Annotated in this window: 18 protein-coding genes and 1 pseudogene; 10 read left to right on the top strand and 9 right to left on the bottom strand. The window is 69.5% G+C overall.

Annotated elements, in window-relative coordinates:
* Positions 1–1,182, bottom strand: a 1,182-nt coding sequence (locus DQW85_RS20200) for a serine/threonine-protein kinase (protein ID WP_162795152.1), incomplete at its 3' end; no start/stop codon positions are given.
* Between the two features lie 239 nt (positions 1,183–1,421).
* Here DQW85_RS20200 and DQW85_RS20195 point away from each other — a divergent pair.
* The 3 genes from DQW85_RS20195 to DQW85_RS20185 all read left to right on the top strand — a co-directional run bounded on the left by DQW85_RS20195 (position 1,422) and on the right by DQW85_RS20185 (position 3,906).
* Positions 1,422–2,414: a trimeric intracellular cation channel family protein gene (locus DQW85_RS20195; protein ID WP_113701849.1), complete on the top strand. Its 993-nt coding sequence runs from the start codon at positions 1,422–1,424 to the stop codon at positions 2,412–2,414.
* Between the two features lie 137 nt (positions 2,415–2,551).
* The gene (locus DQW85_RS20190; RefSeq protein WP_240197304.1) at positions 2,552–3,157 is read left to right on the top strand and encodes a cysteine hydrolase family protein; all 606 of its coding nucleotides are present in this window, start codon (positions 2,552–2,554) and stop codon (positions 3,155–3,157) included.
* On the top strand, positions 3,157–3,906 hold the full coding sequence (locus DQW85_RS20185) for an SDR family NAD(P)-dependent oxidoreductase (RefSeq protein WP_113701855.1): 750 nt from the start codon (positions 3,157–3,159) through the stop codon (positions 3,904–3,906). The genes DQW85_RS20190 and DQW85_RS20185 overlap by 1 nt, the downstream gene beginning before the upstream one ends.
* 56 nt (positions 3,907–3,962) lie before the next feature.
* Here DQW85_RS20185 and DQW85_RS20180 read toward each other — a convergent pair whose 3' ends face one another.
* Entirely contained in the window at positions 3,963–5,168 is a 1,206-nt protein-coding gene (locus DQW85_RS20180; protein ID WP_113701847.1) for a serine hydrolase domain-containing protein, read from the bottom strand.
* 29 nt (positions 5,169–5,197) lie between these two features.
* Here DQW85_RS20180 and DQW85_RS20175 point away from each other — a divergent pair, with 29 nt between their 5' ends.
* Positions 5,198–6,109, top strand: coding sequence for a cyclase family protein (locus DQW85_RS20175; RefSeq protein ID WP_113701846.1), 912 nt, complete (start codon positions 5,198–5,200; stop codon positions 6,107–6,109).
* A 378-nt stretch (positions 6,110–6,487) separates the two neighbouring features.
* On the opposite strand, the gene DQW85_RS20165 is transcribed toward DQW85_RS20175, so the two are convergent.
* Together DQW85_RS20165 and DQW85_RS20160 are read right to left on the bottom strand one after the other, a co-directional pair.
* Positions 6,488–7,291: an aminoglycoside 3'-phosphotransferase gene (locus DQW85_RS20165; RefSeq protein ID WP_113701844.1), complete on the bottom strand. Its 804-nt coding sequence runs from the start codon at positions 7,289–7,291 to the stop codon at positions 6,488–6,490.
* A 248-nt stretch (positions 7,292–7,539) separates the two neighbouring features.
* The gene (locus DQW85_RS20160; RefSeq protein ID WP_420819167.1) at positions 7,540–7,752 is read right to left on the bottom strand and encodes a helix-turn-helix domain-containing protein; all 213 of its coding nucleotides are present in this window, start codon (positions 7,750–7,752) and stop codon (positions 7,540–7,542) included.
* Positions 7,753–7,886: 134 nt separating this feature from the next.
* Here DQW85_RS20160 and DQW85_RS20155 point away from each other — a divergent pair, with 134 nt between their 5' ends.
* The 5 genes and pseudogenes from DQW85_RS20155 to DQW85_RS20140 all read left to right on the top strand — a co-directional run bounded on the left by DQW85_RS20155 (position 7,887) and on the right by DQW85_RS20140 (position 9,743).
* Positions 7,887–8,084, top strand: a complete 198-nt coding sequence (locus DQW85_RS20155) for a hypothetical protein (protein WP_113701843.1) — start codon at positions 7,887–7,889, stop codon at positions 8,082–8,084.
* A complete protein-coding gene (locus tag DQW85_RS20150; RefSeq protein WP_113701842.1) occupies positions 8,084–8,602 on the top strand; it encodes a DUF6879 family protein in 519 nt (172 codons plus the stop codon). Before DQW85_RS20155 ends, DQW85_RS20150 begins: the two co-directional genes overlap by 1 nt.
* Positions 8,545–8,790: pseudogene (locus tag DQW85_RS46975) on the top strand (helix-turn-helix domain-containing protein); the annotation flags it as partial. The gene DQW85_RS20150 and the pseudogene DQW85_RS46975, both read left to right, overlap by 58 nt.
* Positions 8,791–8,853: 63 nt before the next feature.
* A complete protein-coding gene (locus DQW85_RS20145) occupies positions 8,854–9,447 on the top strand; it encodes a DUF5753 domain-containing protein (RefSeq protein ID WP_240197305.1) in 594 nt (197 codons plus the stop codon).
* A 95-nt stretch (positions 9,448–9,542) separates the two neighbouring features.
* Positions 9,543–9,743 carry a hypothetical protein gene (locus DQW85_RS20140; RefSeq protein ID WP_162795151.1) on the top strand — a complete coding sequence of 67 codons (201 nt, stop codon included), beginning with the start codon at positions 9,543–9,545 and terminating at the stop codon, positions 9,741–9,743.
* A gap of 548 nt (positions 9,744–10,291) precedes the next feature.
* Here the strand turns inward: DQW85_RS20140 and DQW85_RS46970 are convergent.
* From DQW85_RS46970 to DQW85_RS20125, 3 genes are all read right to left on the bottom strand, one after another.
* On the bottom strand, positions 10,292–10,462 hold the full coding sequence (locus tag DQW85_RS46970) for a hypothetical protein (protein ID WP_240197302.1): 171 nt from the start codon (positions 10,460–10,462) through the stop codon (positions 10,292–10,294).
* Between the two features lie 93 nt (positions 10,463–10,555).
* Complete coding sequence (locus DQW85_RS46965) at positions 10,556–10,705, bottom strand: hypothetical protein (RefSeq protein ID WP_240197301.1); 150 nt, start codon at positions 10,703–10,705, stop codon at positions 10,556–10,558.
* A 1-nt stretch (position 10,706) separates the two neighbouring features.
* Positions 10,707–10,910, bottom strand: a complete 204-nt coding sequence (locus DQW85_RS20125) for a hypothetical protein (protein ID WP_113701838.1) — start codon at positions 10,908–10,910, stop codon at positions 10,707–10,709.
* A 413-nt stretch (positions 10,911–11,323) separates the two neighbouring features.
* Between DQW85_RS20125 and DQW85_RS20120 the strand changes: the two genes are divergently transcribed.
* Positions 11,324–11,611, top strand: a complete 288-nt coding sequence (locus DQW85_RS20120) for a Scr1 family TA system antitoxin-like transcriptional regulator (RefSeq protein ID WP_162795150.1) — start codon at positions 11,324–11,326, stop codon at positions 11,609–11,611.
* A 566-nt stretch (positions 11,612–12,177) separates the two neighbouring features.
* Here DQW85_RS20120 and DQW85_RS20115 read toward each other — a convergent pair.
* Both DQW85_RS20115 and DQW85_RS20110 read right to left on the bottom strand, forming a co-directional pair.
* Entirely contained in the window at positions 12,178–12,945 is a 768-nt protein-coding gene (locus DQW85_RS20115; protein WP_205315259.1) for a class I SAM-dependent methyltransferase, read from the bottom strand.
* Between the two features lie 475 nt (positions 12,946–13,420).
* Positions 13,421–14,188 (bottom strand): magnesium transporter MgtE N-terminal domain-containing protein, encoded by a 768-nt coding sequence (locus DQW85_RS20110; protein ID WP_113701835.1) that lies wholly within the window; start codon positions 14,186–14,188, stop codon positions 13,421–13,423.
* Positions 14,189–14,227: the final 39 nt, after the last annotated feature.

Genomic DNA, 14,227 nt, shown 5'->3' with positions numbered 1-14,227 from the left:
GGGCGGGGGGCCGGACGTAGGGCCTGGCGGGGGAGCGGTCGGGACGCGGGTCGGGGGGCCGGTCCGGGTGTTCGCCGGGGTGCCGGGGGAATCTCTGCGGGCCGGGGTCGTCGCGTCCGCGGGCGCCGGGTCCGCCCCGCCGACGGTCTCGGACGGCGGCACCAGCACCGTGCCCGGCCCGGGTAACCGCCCGCCCGAGAGCACCACCCCGATCATCACCATGGCGACCGCGGCCCCCGCGATCCACAGGTGCGGCGGCAGTCTGGGGACGTTGAGCAGCCTGTCGCGCACCCTCGCGGCCGGGCCGTCGGCGGCGGCACGGGCCTTGGCCAGCGGGAAGCGGAGCGCGAGCAGGGTGGCCAGCTCTCCCAGGTGGCGGCGTCCGCGCAGCTCCCACTCGGGGCCGTAGCTCGCCACGGCGTCCTCTTCCAGCTCGGCCGCGAACCGCCTCGCCGAGTCGTACCTGAACCCCGGATCCTTGGCCAGCCCGCGCCTGAGCAGGTCGCGCAGGGAGTCGGGGACGATCTCCAGGGGCACCGCCTCGTTCAGGTGCCTGTCCCGCAGCGACGCGACGTCCTCCGCCCGGTACGGCGGGCGCCCCTTGACCGCCTCGAACAGCAGGCACGCCGCCGCGTACAGGTCCGCCGGCGGGCCCGCCGCGCCGCGCGTCCACAGCTCCGGCGCCATGTACGGCGGGCTCCCCGCAGGGACCCCCGGCTCCTCGGCGTGCACCACGACGCCGAAGTCGGCCAGCTTGGTGGTGCCGTCGGCCTGGACCAGGACGTTCTCCGGCTTGACGTCCCGGTGCGGCACCCCCTTCTCGTGCCCCGCGGCGAGGGCCAGCAGGGTGCCCTTGAGCGCCGCGAGCGCCGCCTCCGGACTGGTGCGGCCGTGCTCGGCGAGCAGCGTGCGCAGCGACACCCCGTCGACCAGCTCCATCACCACGGCCGCCCTGGTCGGCGTCTCCACGTACTCGTAGAGCCTGACCACGTTCGGGTCGTCGATCTCGACGAGGGCCGGGGCGTCCACCCGGAAGCGCTCCATGAACTCGGCGTCGCGGCGGAGCGTGGCGTTCAGGTACTTGATCGCCACGTAGGCGCCGGTGGCCTGGTAGGTGGCGAGGAACACGCGGCCGGTGTGACCGGCGCCGAGCTGTCGAACTTCGCGGTAACCAGGGACCAAGTCCAACCCCCATCACGCCGGCCGTCGTGAATTCGACGGTCTCACCCGAGGTACCGGTTGTCACGACTACCGAAATTTCACCCTATGTACCCAGGGGCGCCGGTGCTGAATAGGTCAGTGGACCGATGCCCTCGGTCAGCCTGCCGGGCTACCTTGAGCGTCCGCCCCTGCTCGGCGGCCGCCGTCGCGCGTGCCCGCGTCCACACCGCTCTGCCGCAGCCCCGGAGGGAAACAGACACATGCCGATCAGCGAGCTGACTGGCGCCGTCGTGTACTGGATGGACCTGACAGGGATCTTCGCCTTCGCGCTCGCGGGAGCGTTCCTGGCGGTGCGCAAGGATTTCAACATCTTCGCAGCGGTCATCCTCGCCGAGGTGGCGGGGCTCGGCGGAGGGTTGCTGAGGGATCTGGTCATCGGAGTCACGCCCGTGGCGTTCACCGACCCCGGCTACTACCTGCCGCCCATCGCCGCGGCTCTGATCGTCTTCCTCAGCTCCCGCGTCCACCGCCATGTCCGGATTGTCACCGTCGTCACCGTGTTCGACACGGCCGCGCTGGCGCTCTTCAGCGTCACCGGAACGATGAAGGCGTTCGGTCACGACTTCGGCCCGGTCGCGGCTCTGACGCTGGGTGTGGCCAGCGCGGTGGGCGGGGGTGTCCTGTGCAGCGTCCTCGCCATCGAGGTGCCGGCCCTGCTCCGCAGCGAGCAGGACCTGTACATCCTGCCCGCCCTGGCCGGCGCGGGTGTCGCGGCCGTGCTGGACGCCGTGGGTGTGCTGAACGGCGCGACCGCCTCGGGCGTCGCCGTGGGGGCGTTCGGCCTGGGCCGCCTCGCGGGCCGCTACCGGTGGCGGACGCCACGCGCCCGCGTCTGGCGCAATCCCTTCTCGGGCATGCGCCACCAGCGGGTGCCGGTGCGGCGGCTCGCGATCGCCTCCTGGATGGAGGAGGTCGGCTCCTGGGCGGAGGAGGTCGGCTCCTGGACGGATCAGGGCGAACCGCCGACCACCCTCCTGCCCGCGCTGACCACCGCCCCGCATGGGACGGCAGCCTCCGCGTCGGACGGGACCCCACCAGATGGGACGCTGACTTCTGCCCTGCACGGGACGGCAGCCTCCGCGTCGGACGGGACCCCACCAGATGGGACGCTGACTTCTGCCCTGCACGGGACGGCGGCCCCGATCTCACGCGTGAACCCGGCGATGCAGGTCCACGCGTGTGGCGAGCGTTGAGCGGGAGGGTGGGGCCGCTCCGCTGCGGACCGCCGATCCGGGGCCGCCGGGTGGGAGGGGTGGTCGTGTACGCTTACACCAAGCAAGCGCTCGGCTAAATGAGTTCGGCCGGGCGCGCTCGGCTGAATGGAGTCCCGGTGGAGCGGACGGCCGTGCTCGTCATGGAGATGCAGAGAGGCGTCGTCGGCGATCTCACGAAATTTCCGGATCTGGTGACCGCGTGCCGGTTGCGCGGCGTGGTCGCCAACACGGGCTCCGTGCTGGCGGCGGCCCGCGCGGCGGGCATCCCGGTGATCCACTGCACCGCCGCGTTCCGCTCCGACCGGGCGGGGTCGCACGCCGCCAACTGCCCGTTCATCGTCTCGCTGCTCGACGACCCCGCCCACATGCTGGACGGCACCCCCGCCGTGGACGTGCTGCCCGAGCTGCGGGACGCGGGTGACCTGGAGAGCAGGCGCTACCACGGCTTCTCCCCGTTCACGGGCACCTCGCTGGACATGACGCTGCGCTCGCTCGGCGTCTCGGCCGTCGTCGGGGTGGGGGTCTCGCTCAACCTGGGCATCCCCGGGCTCGCCCTGGAGGCCGTGAACCTCGGCTACCGGGTCACCGTCGTCACGGACGCGGTCGCGGGCATCCCGGAGGAGTACGCGCGGGCCGTACTGAAGCACACCATCAGCCTGCTCGCCACCCGCACCACGGCGTCGGAACTCGTCGGCCGGTGGAAGGCCGGGAGCGGCCGGTGATGGACGGGATGCGGCTGGACGGGCGGGTGGCCGTCGTGACCGGGGGAGCGGGCGCCATCGGCTCGGCCATCGCCGCCGACCTGACCGCTCTCGGCGCCCGCGTGGTGGTCGCGGACGTGGACCTGCGCGGCGCGGAGAAGGTCGCCGCCGGGCTGCCCGGGAGCGTCCCGCAGGCCGTCGATCTCGCCGCGCCGGAGTCGGTCGAACGGTTCTGCGCCGCCTGCCGGGACGCCGCCGGCGGCGTGGACATCCTCGTGCACAACGCCGGAGTCTCGATCGTCGAGCTGTTCACCTCGAGCGATCCCGCGAACTGGGACCTCATGTGGCAGGTCAACCTGCGCGGGCCGATGCTGATGACCAAGCTGCTCCTGCCGGGAATGATGGCCAGGGGGTGGGGGCGGCTGGTGTTCGTCTCGTCCGACGGGGCAAGGGCGGGGTCGGGGGGCGAGGGTGCGTACGCGGCGACCAAGGCGGGGCTGTTCGGGCTGGCCAAGACGCTCGCCAGGGAGGCCGCACGCGCGAACGTCACCTCCAACGTGGTCTGCCCCGGTCCGACCGACACCCCGATGCTGCAGCGCGTGTCGGCCGCCGAGCCCGGCCTCGTCGAACGGATCGCCAGGACCATCCCGCTGCGCCGCCTCGGCACGCCGGCCGACGTGGCGGGGCTCGTCGCCTACCTCTGCACGGAACGCGCCGCCTACGTGACAGGGCAGACCCTGTCGGTGAGCGGCGGCGTGACCATGCACTGACCGCCGTGCCCGCCCGCCGCCTCTTCCCGCCCGGCCCGCCGTCACGCGGGCCCGCTTCAGAGCGACCGGTAGACGGCCTCCGCCAGGCGGTACGCGCGCAGGCCGCCGGAGACGGCGTCGGACATCCTGTTCATCACGTAGCCGATGGCCAGGCCGCGCTCGACGTCGCCGAGACCCAGGAAGCCGCCCAGCCCCGTGTGGCCGAACGCGCTCGCCGACGGGACGAAGAAGGTCATCGCCGGACGCATGTAGCCGAGCCCGAACGAGCTCTCCACGTGCAGCACCCGGTCCGGGCCGGTCGCCCGCGCCCTGATCGCGTCGGCGAGCGTATCCGGACGCAGGATGTCGCCCGCGATCAGCGACCGGTAGAAACCGGCCAGGCCGGTGGCCGTGGTGACGACCCCGGCGGCGGGCCAGCCGGCGCGCAGCACGACCGGGTGGTTGGCGCCGCCCTTGAGCCGCTGCATGCCCGGGTTGCCGAGGGCCCGGTTCATCAGGCTGCCGGGGTCACGGGAGTCCCGCGCCATCCGGGCCAGCGGATCCACCGTACCGGCCGGGGTATCCGTGGACGCGGCGGTGTGGCCGGATGTGCGCGCCCCGCCCGCCGTACCGGCTGGGGTGCCCGTGGGCTGGGCGCGCTCGCCGGCCGTGAGGCGGGCCGTACGGGCGATCACCGGGTCGGGGGCGCCGACCCACAGGTCCAGGCCGAGCGGCTCCGCGATCTCCGCTGCCGCCAGCTCGCCCACCGACTTCCCGGTCACCCGCCGCACCACCTCGCCCACCAGGAACCCGTACGTCAGCGCGTGGTAGCCGTGCGCCGACCCCGGCTCCCAGAGCGGGCGCTGGCCGGCGAGCCGGGCCGCGATGGCCGCGTGGTCGCCGAACTCCTCCACCGGCACCGGGTCCTCCACCACCGGCAGCCCGGCCTCGTGCGTGAGCAGCTGGGCGACGGTGACGGCCTGCTTGCCCTCGGCCGCGAACTCCGGCCACACCTCCGCCACCGGCCCGGCCACGTCCACCAGCCCCCGCTCGGCGAGCTGCAGCAGCACCGTGGCGGTGATCGCCTTGGTGCACGAGTACGCGAACGCCGGAGTGTCCCGCTCCCAGGGCCGGCCGGTGTGCCGGTCGGCCACCCCGCCCCAGAGGTCCACCACCAGCTCCCCGTCGAGGTACACCGCGAACGCGGCGCCCAGCTCGTCACCGTCGGCGAAGTGCCGCTCGAACACCTCACGCACGCGCGAGAAGCGGGGATCGCAGCGCATCGGACCTCCAGTAGAAAGGAAGCGCTTACTTGGTTGCCGAGCCTAACAACTGGGGCCGGTTCGGCCCAGACGACCAACGCGGAACCCTGAACCTGCTCACCCCCGAGCTGGTCCTCCAGGCGCTGAAGTCGGCCGCCACGGGCGAGGTGCTCAGCCTCGCCATGCCGATCAGGGGCGCCACCTCCTCGCCCGCCCCCACGACCGTGCCGCACCTGAAGGGACGGCCGCTGCCGCAGCACTTCATGTCCGTGGACGGCGGAGACTACGCGGCCGGCGCGCGGCCGGTGGGCGCGGGCCTGCGGGTGGCCGACGACGCGCTGATCGTGAGCCACCACGGCACCACCACCCACATGGACGCGCTCTGCCACATGTGGTCGGGCGAGGAGCTCTACAACGCCCATCCCGCCGCCCGCGTCCGCTCCTACGGCGCCACCCGGTGCGGCATCGAGCACGTGGGCGGTGTGGTCGCCAGGGGAGTTCTCTTCGACGTGCCCAGGCATCTGGGCCTGGACCACCTGCCCGCGGATCACCGCGTCGAGCCGGAGCTGCTGGAGGAGATGGGGCCGGACCTGCGGCCGGGGGACGTCGCGGTCATCCGTACCGGCTGGCCCGCCGTGTGGCGCCGCTCGCCCGCCGACTACTGGTCCGGCCAGCCGGGGCTGTCGGCCGGCGCGGGACGGTGGCTCGCCGCCCACGACGTGTCGGTCGTGGCCGCCGACAACGCCGCGATCGGCGGCCTCGACTCCAGCCAGCGCGCCGCCGAGGGCCTCGACGACGACCTGCACCTCATCCTCCTCCACCGGCACGGCATCCACCTGATCGAGATGCTCTGGCTGGAGGAACTGAGCGCGGCCCGCCGTACGGACTTCGTCTTCGTCGCGGCTCCGCTCAGGATCGAGGGAGGCACGGGCAGCCCGATCAACCCCCTGGCGATCCTGTGAGCCGGGACCGTCTTGAGACCCCGCGCCGCCCACCCGTTGACCCCCTGAAGGGTTGACCGTCTGATGCCCGCCCGCCCACAGCGGGCCTCGCTGCGCTCGGGCTGTTTTGCCCAGGCGGGCTTCGCCCGCGCGTTCCCGCTTGGCCGATTTCCTCAAGAGAGTGCGCGACTTTTCTGGCTCGTCCACTCGCGCACCGAGAAACCGGAACTCCGCGCTGATGGCCCGCCAACCCTCTTCGGCGCCTTTCAAACGGGCCGAGCGATCATCGCACCCCACCTCGTCGCCCTCGTCCGCAGCGGCGCACGTTTCGAAAACTGTCACCTTGTCGAACGGCCCCGAGGCTCAGGCAGCTTGAACCGCCACCGCGGCTTGCGATGCTCAGTCTGACAGTTCCCACAGCAGCCGGTAGTACATGATACGTTCCAGGTCCGGCTCGACTCCGTAGGCGTCGAGTAGCGGCTCTTCCCATTCCGGACCGTAATTCCACTGCGCACTCCATGTGGCAATGGCGAGGTCGGCCCAGCGGTCCGCGACACCGAGCGCGCCAAGGTCGACATGTCCGGTACACGTGCCGTCCTCACCGACCAGGGTGTTGGGAGCACAGGCGTCGCCATGGCAGACGACGAGCCGGTCGACTGGGGGCATGTCAGTGAGCACGCCGAGCGCGCGCTCAACCGTGCCGAAGTGCTGAAGGTCTTGATGCCAATCCGCCGGATCGACCCGGCCCGCCGCCGCTCGTGACCGCGCAGTCTCCAGGCGCTTTTCGGCGGACCAGTCGAACGGGCATTCAGCGACGGGCAGTGCGTCATGGAGTGCGCGCAGCCCAGAGCCGATCGCGCGGACTGCGGTGCCGGGGTCGCGCTTCCAGTGATCGTCCACCCCCATGCGTCCGGGCAGGCCGCATGTGACGATCCAGGACCCTGTTTCGTCGGCGCCCTCATCGAGTACGCGCGGCACCACAGTGAACCTCCCCGCCCACCGCAGGCGTGCCACCTCGGCCGCAAGGTCGATGCCGCTGCTGGCCGGTGTCCACTTCACAAACTGCCGCCGATCACCCAGGCCGAATTGAAACGTCAGTCCGCCGAGTTCGTTCTTCCATACGGCCCGTGTCGGCCGCCCCGCCGCGAGCTCGGTGACGATACGTGGCAACTCGACGTGTCCTTGAGGCGACGTGGCAATCATCCGCTCATTCTCGCCAGGCAGGCCGGTAGTCAGCGAACCATTTCCGGACGCTGCCGCCAGCAACCCTGCCGAACCGAAGCCACGGAGATACTGTCCGGCCGATCCACAGAATTTGACAATTCACCACCAGGCGCGACGCCGAGCCAGCGCACGAGAAGACGCTCGACCTGTGGGCACCTGCACGGCGAGCGCTGCACGGCCTCGACCGTCCACCCTCAGAGGCTGTGCCGCTGCAGTGTGCCTTTCAATCAGGCCGCGTGAGGCTCAAACCACACCGAGCCCAGATCATGGCCAGAGGTGAGGCGTACATCGGCGTTCAACGCCGCCGCCAGGTGGCGCAAGAGAGCGACGGTGGGGGTGGTTCCACCTTCTTCGATACATTCGATCTCGTCCTGCGTCATGCCCGCCCGATCTGCCAACTCGGGGACGCTTAGCCCGAGGGCGTTACGGCGGTCGTACAGGGCTTTCCCGAAGGCCAGTGCCTCGGCCGGGGGCGCCGGAGACGGACAGGTTGGGTATGCCCATTGACCCAGCAGTATTCGCCATCCACGATCGGGTGGTCAGCAAATTCCCGAATACAGGGAGGCTCCCGAGAATGAAGTTGCGGTTCCTCGGCAGCACGTCGGACGACGGCCAGTGCCCCACCTTGTACGAGACCGACCGTGACACCTACGTCGTGCAGGGCGACGCGGTTACCGACCCTGAGGCTCTCGCTGAGCTGCGCAACGTACTGCCAGGAGAGACCTGCGTGGAGATCCCCAAGGAGCTGCTGCGCTTTGCAGAGGGGGCTTAGTGCCCCTGCTCGCCCCTGCGGAGTTCGGCGCGTTGTGGGACACCTTCCAGCACACCGCGTTCAAGTTCGAGTTCCGCGACCGATACGACGTGCCCTCCGAGCATGAGTCGCTGCGGAAGTTCCTGGCCGGGCAGCCGGACCCGGAACGGGCCACCAGGCCGTGGCTGGCCAAGATGAGGGGATCAACCGGCGAGGGCAAGCGCGTTGAGCGAGTGCGGGTCGTCTCCGAGCCCCACAGCGACTACGTGCGTTGGCTTCTGGCAGGCACTCCACTCAACGCCGCCGCAGGCGAGGACATCCGGTATCTGGCTCGCCCACGCGCCGTTGACCTCGGTCTCCCCGACCGCGACTTCGCGCTCTTCGACTCTGCCCGGCTCGTGCTGCTCAACTTCGACGCCGACGACCGGCCGCTCCAGCACGAGCTGGTGACTGACCCGGAGGTCGTGCTGCAGCACTGTCAGTGGCGGGACGTGGCCTGGCACTACGCCACGCCGTACGAGCAGTACGCCGGAGGGTAGAAACAGCGCCCGTGCCCCGACTACAAGAGGCCCGAGAGGACCTCGGCCGACAGCTTCGCCAGCTCCGCCAGCACGCCGGGTTCACCGGGACGGCGCTCGCAGAACTGCTCGGCTGGCCACAGTCCAAGGTAAGCAAGCTGGAGACGGGACGGCAGACGCCCACCGCGGCAGACATCCGCGCCTGGACATCCGCGGTCGGCGACGGGCCGGCGGCGACACCACTGCTGGCCCGTCTGGAGGTCCTGGAGACGATGTACGCCGAGTGGCGGCGCCAGCTCGGCGCCGGTACCTCGGCGCGCCAGCGAGCCAGCATCGCCCTGGAAGCCAACGCCAGCCACATACGGGCGTTCGAGACCACGGTGATCCCCGGCCTGCTGCAGACGCCCGACTATGCCCGGAACCGGCTCGCCCAGTCGATCGCCCGCCATGGCGTACTGGATGACGTTGACGAGGGTGTCCGTGTCCGCATGCAGCGCCAGGAGGTGCTGTACCGGCCGAGGAAGCGGCTGCACTTTGTGATGACCGAGGCTGTGCTGCGATACCGCTTGTGCCCGCCTGAGGTGATGGTCGGCCAGCTCGACCGTCTCGTGGCGCTGTGCTCGATGAGCACCATCCACGTCGGCATCATCGGGTTCGGCGCTGAGCTGAGCGAGTCTCCCAAGCACGGATTCTGGATCTTCGATGATCAGCGCGTGCTGGTTGAGACCATCGGTGCGGAGTTGACGTTGACGCAGCCGCAGGAGATCGCCCTGTACGGCCAGGTCTTCGACCGGCTCGCGGCCAGTGCGAGCTATGGAGCAGAGGCTCGACGCCTGATCACCCAGGTCCTGGATGACCTGGGCTAGTCGAAGAATTCTTGCGCTCTGACCTGGGGAAACAGAATTCGAATATTCAAGAATAATCCTTGATCTTCTCCGGCGCCGTCTCTACCGTCCGAGGCATGTCCCTCCACGACGCCCCTGAGATCCCTGAATGCCATGTGAGCGTGGACGACGACGGCACGATCCGCCTCCGTCATAAGGTCAGCGGGGACCCTGCCGTGGCCACCACGGAGCGGGAAGCCGTCGAGCTAGGGATGTTGCTGCGGGTAGCCGCCGTCTACCAGAGAGAACTCCTCTTCACCGCGGACGACATGCCGTGACCCGCCCCGTCATCCGCGCCTGGGTAGACCGCCAGGGGCGCGTGTGGATGGACAGCGGCAGAGTCAGCTCTCAAAGCCGGGAACCGATCATCCAGCTCCTCAATGGTGAAGCGTCGGGGGCACTCGGGTGGGTGTCCAAGGAGTTCGGCCCGCTGGATGACCTGAGCGTCCAGAAGCAGCGGGCCGACCAATAGACGGCCCGGCCTCTGTTTCCTGCTGCGGGGTTGCAGCGGCCGGGCATCCATCATGGCCCTGACCTCTGGCTCTGGAGGGACGTGGGGGCAGGGCAACCCCGACCGCCCCACCCGTTGCCCGCCTGAGGGTTGACCGTCTGATGCCCGCCCACAGCGGGCCTCGCTGCGCTCGGGCTGTTTTGCCTGGGCGGGCTTCGCCCGCGCGTTCAGATTTGGCTGGTTGCCTGGTGGTGTGGGTTTGCCCACCTGGAAGTGGGTGTTCCAATACCCGTGCCTGCGAGTTGCCCGTGGACCTTCGACCATTGAGGAAGAGAAGACTATGCCGTAGCGGTCGGCCTACAGCCCCGCCTGCGATCAGCCGGGAAGCAGCGTGAACGCCTCGACGTGGCGTGGGCGGACAACGCTGAAATGCCGGTGGTCAACGGTCGCGACCTCACTAAGCTCAAGTCGCTCGGCGATCGCGATGACGGCGGCGTCTACCAGTCCGAGAGGAAGGTCGATGTATTTCTCGACCAATTCAGCCATACGAGGGAGGTGTTCGTCCTCCAACTCGGCTACATGAAACCCACTGCCCCCGAACGACTTCAGGAAGGTGACCTCGGCTTGTGGGCCGACACGCTACTCCAGGCGATAGCCGACCTCTCCCATCACCGGGGACGGCACGAGCAGTGGTCCCTCCGCCTGGCGGAGCAGCCTGAGACAGGCCTGGTGGTGCTTGTCCTTGGAGTTGCCGGCAGCGAGAAGGACGCCGGTATCGCACAGGAGCACGTCAGCGGCCCATCTCGGAGCGCAGAATCTCCTCATGGCGTTCCGCGAGGTCCGGCTCAGCCTCGAACGACGCGAAGAAGGGGAGATCACGCTCCGCCGGGATGGGCTCGTCCAGCCGCCCGCGGATCAACTCCAGAGCGGGCCGTAGCTCCGACTCCGGCAACTGGTCCACGAGATAGTGCAGTTCCTCGCGCATAGCGCTCATGACCCCAGTCTAGGTCCGAGGCCCGACGGGGGCACGAGCATCGGAGATAGCCCAGCCCCGCAAAAGATCGTTGATGGCGGCAACCTCGGGATTGGGCAGGGTTCGCGATCACGCGACACGTGAGCGGGCCGTTTTGAAGGGTGGGTTTAGCCCGGTCAGGCCGGTTACGTGAGGGGCCATGCCGAGGGCTAGGTGGCGGGGTGGCCGTTGTGGAGGTAGGCCACGGTGCCGGTGTCGGTGGCTGTGATGGCGGCGGCCAGCCTCGTCCATACCTACGGCCGTAGCCGGACCTGTGCCTCGTCCGGGGCGCAGAACGCGAACGCGGCGAGCTCAGGGTCGGTGACGTGGACGGCGGCGGCCTGGTGGGGGGTGAGGGTGCCTTGCGGCTACGTCTATGCCCTGCCGAGGTGCACATGGGGCAGTTGGAGAAGCTGGCGGTGTCGTCCACGATGCGCGCCATCCATGTCGGCGTCATCCCGTTCGACGTCGTTCACCCGGTTGCCCGGGTTCACGGCTTCTGGGTCTTCGATGACCGGTGGGTTTCCGTCGAAACGTTCACCGCAGCGTTGACCATCACGCAGGCGGGCGAAGTCGGCACGTACCTGAAGATCTTCGCCCGCCTCGCCGATGCGGCCGTGTATGGACGCCAAGCCCGCAACCTCATCGAGAACGCCCTGGCAGGCACCTCGCCAGACGGCTAGCCAGCAAGATGCTCTGAGATGCTCGGTGCCGCTTGCAGCTCGGGTACAGAAGCATCTTGAAGCACCTTCGTTCACGATGCGCCAAGGTGCGTCTTACCCTCCGAGCATGCCCCTCCGCGACGCCCCCGAGATCCCTGAATGCCATGTGAGCGTGGACGACGATGGCACGATCCGCCTCCGTCATAAGGTCAGCGGGGACACTGCCATGGCCACCACGGAGCGGGAGGCCGTCGAGCAAGGGATGTTGCTGCGGGTAGCCGCCGTCTACCAGAGAGAACCTCCCCTCCACTGCGGGCGACATGCCGTGACCCGCCCCTTTGGCCGGTTGCCTGGTGGTGTGGTTTGCCCACCTGGAAGTGGGTGTTCCTATACTCGTGCCTGCGAGTTGCCCGTGGACCGGGAGCACCGGCGCGTGGGGCACTCTGGCCGCCCACCCGTTGACGGGTTGGCTGGTTGATGCCCGCCCGCCGTCAGCGGGCCTCGTTGCCCCCCGGGCTCACCGAGCCGATCATGGACCGGCTACCGGGCCAAGGCTGCATGACAAGCCACTGGCGACCATCCTGGACTCACTCGGCGCGCTGTCCGACACGGAGGACGCTCAGATAACGGCGTGATACTCGGTCGTCCATCCGCGTGCGAATGCGCTCGGCGATGGCGTCGAGCAGGGACTCACGGACGTCGCGGTCGAGCCTGCGGTACAGCGACGTCGAGCGAAGGAGATCGGCGAAGCCGTCCCCGTTGAACCACTGAACGGTCGGGTACCAGCGCACGATCGTCGGGCCGAACAAGCCGCCGGGATCGTCGGCCAGACCCCAACCCTCGTCGGTGGTGCGAACGTCGTCCTCCAGTGGCGGATGACCCCAACCAGGGTTCCCGGGGCAGAACCGCTCGTGGAGATCGGCGGTCTCGGCGTACACCTCGGGCTCTCCCGGCCGGCGGACGACGACGTTGCCGAGCAGCGCCACCCAGCCTCCGGGATGGAGCAGGTCGTGCGCTCGCTGCCAGCCAATCGACGGGTCGACCCAGTGCCACGAGGATGCAGCCACGAGGACATCGAAGCGTCCACCGCGGTCGTCCCACTCCTCAAACGTCGATCTCTCGACTCCGACATTGGGGAAGCCGGCGAGCCGCTGGCACGCGAGTGCGGCCATTTCCCCGCCCGGCTCGACCGCGGTCACCGAGCATCCGAGCGCTGCCAGCGAGCGCGTCGCCTGACCGGTACCGCAGCCCACCTCCAGCACCGACGACCTTTCGTCCATCCCGGTGACGCTGCCAAGGTCCGCGAACAACTCGTCGGGGTATCCAGGCCGGACCCGGTCGTAGAGCTCCGGCACCTCGTTGAAAACCTGGCCGAGGTCACGTCGCTCCGGGCGCATCTTCGGATCATCAGCCACGGGCGCACAGGCTATGAGACTCGTCCGCGGGGACGCCACTGGTTAACGGCAACCGCTGACGCGGTCCTGCCGACGCTACAGCAAGCAGCGGGCCACTCTTCGATAACCCAGCCAACGATGCGAGACGAGCACTAGGTGGCCGGGTGGCCGTTGTGGAGGTAGGCCACGGTGTCGGTGGCTGTGATGGCGGCGTGACCCCTCGCTCGTAAGGCAATCCGGGGAGAGTCTGGATCAGCGGCGACACAGACCGTGACCTGTGCGAACAGCCCACAGCCGTCTTGCGGCGACTGAGCCGTACATCGGCTGAAGGCCCCGTTGTCCGCTGTCGATGCCTCATACGGCTGGCATCGACTTCGACGCGGAGGCTGCGGGTGGCTCACCGTATGATGCGCGCTGACCGACACACCCGGGTCGGTCAGCGGACGAGCCCGACCAGCATGCGCGCGAGGAGGCCGTCGTGGCTCGGATCCACCCAGGTGACCGCGTTGATGAGCCTGCCCCAGCGGAGGGCTTCGCGGTGGTATTCGACGACCTCCCTTGAGAGTGGCACGTTGCTGACCGCGAGCGCGCCCCTGGCCTGTGTCCGGTGGGCCGTCTCCTCCGCTTTTCGCAGGTCGTGCAGCGTGAGCAGTCCGTGCTCGTGGTGATGGACGGTGACCACGATGAACCTGTCGAGAACCTCCACGAGCAGAGCGTCACTCTGCCCCCCGTCGAGGGACGCGACCTTGACGTTGGTGCGAGCGAGAGCCTGCGCGACGCCGCGCTCGTACCTCCTCGCCACCACCTTGCCGGCCCACTGTGGATCCATCGCCTCCAGCACCGCCTCTTGGTGCTCCGGGCGCAGGACCTCCAGCAGCATCGGAACCTCTGAGGCGGGCAGGCCTTTCGCCACCGCGACGATCCGGTCACGGGGCAGCGACGACAACAGCCGGGCCGCTTGCCCGGCCGGCACTGACCGCAGCAGGCCGGCGATCTGCTCAGGGGACAACTTCGCCAGAATCCCGTCCTGGCGGTCCGGCTGCACCGCTTCCAGCACCTTGACGATGTCCGCGAGCCTCATCGCGGCGAGCGTGGCGTCCAGCCGATCGGCGGGGAGCGACATCAAGAGATCGGCCGCCTGCCGTGCGGGAAGGCCGTGCACCATCGTGACCAGTTGCGCCACGGGCATCCTTCCACCGAGCATGATCGCCTCCCGGACATATCGGCATGAGAGCTCAGATAA

Source organism: Nonomuraea lactucae, from assembly GCF_003313395.1.
Classification (GTDB): Bacteria; Actinomycetota; Actinomycetes; order Streptosporangiales; family Streptosporangiaceae; genus Nonomuraea; species Nonomuraea lactucae.
This window is presented reverse-complemented; position numbering and strand designations above follow the sequence as displayed.

Bases quoted from the DNA above. Each gene is read 5' to 3' on its own strand.
- DQW85_RS20195 (WP_113701849.1), top strand. From the start codon at position 1,422: ATGCCGATCAGCGAGCTGACTGGCGCCGTCGTGTACTGGATGGACCTG.
- DQW85_RS20185 (WP_113701855.1), top strand. From the start codon at position 3,157: ATGGACGGGATGCGGCTGGACGGGCGGGTGGCCGTCGTGACCGGGGGA.
- DQW85_RS20180 (WP_113701847.1), bottom strand. From the start codon at position 5,168: ATGCGCTGCGATCCCCGCTTCTCGCGCGTGCGTGAGGTGTTCGAGCGG.
- DQW85_RS20165 (WP_113701844.1), bottom strand. From the start codon at position 7,291: ATGATTGCCACGTCGCCTCAAGGACACGTCGAGTTGCCACGTATCGTC.
- DQW85_RS20155 (WP_113701843.1), top strand. From the start codon at position 7,887: ATGAAGTTGCGGTTCCTCGGCAGCACGTCGGACGACGGCCAGTGCCCC.
- DQW85_RS20145 (WP_240197305.1), top strand. From the start codon at position 8,854: ATGTACGCCGAGTGGCGGCGCCAGCTCGGCGCCGGTACCTCGGCGCGC.
- DQW85_RS20140 (WP_162795151.1), top strand. From the start codon at position 9,543: ATGTCCCTCCACGACGCCCCTGAGATCCCTGAATGCCATGTGAGCGTG.
- DQW85_RS46970 (WP_240197302.1), bottom strand. From the start codon at position 10,462: ATGGCTGAATTGGTCGAGAAATACATCGACCTTCCTCTCGGACTGGTA.
- DQW85_RS20125 (WP_113701838.1), bottom strand. From the start codon at position 10,910: ATGAGCGCTATGCGCGAGGAACTGCACTATCTCGTGGACCAGTTGCCG.
- DQW85_RS20120 (WP_162795150.1), top strand. From the start codon at position 11,324: ATGGGGCAGTTGGAGAAGCTGGCGGTGTCGTCCACGATGCGCGCCATC.
- DQW85_RS20110 (WP_113701835.1), bottom strand. From the start codon at position 14,188: ATGCTCGGTGGAAGGATGCCCGTGGCGCAACTGGTCACGATGGTGCAC.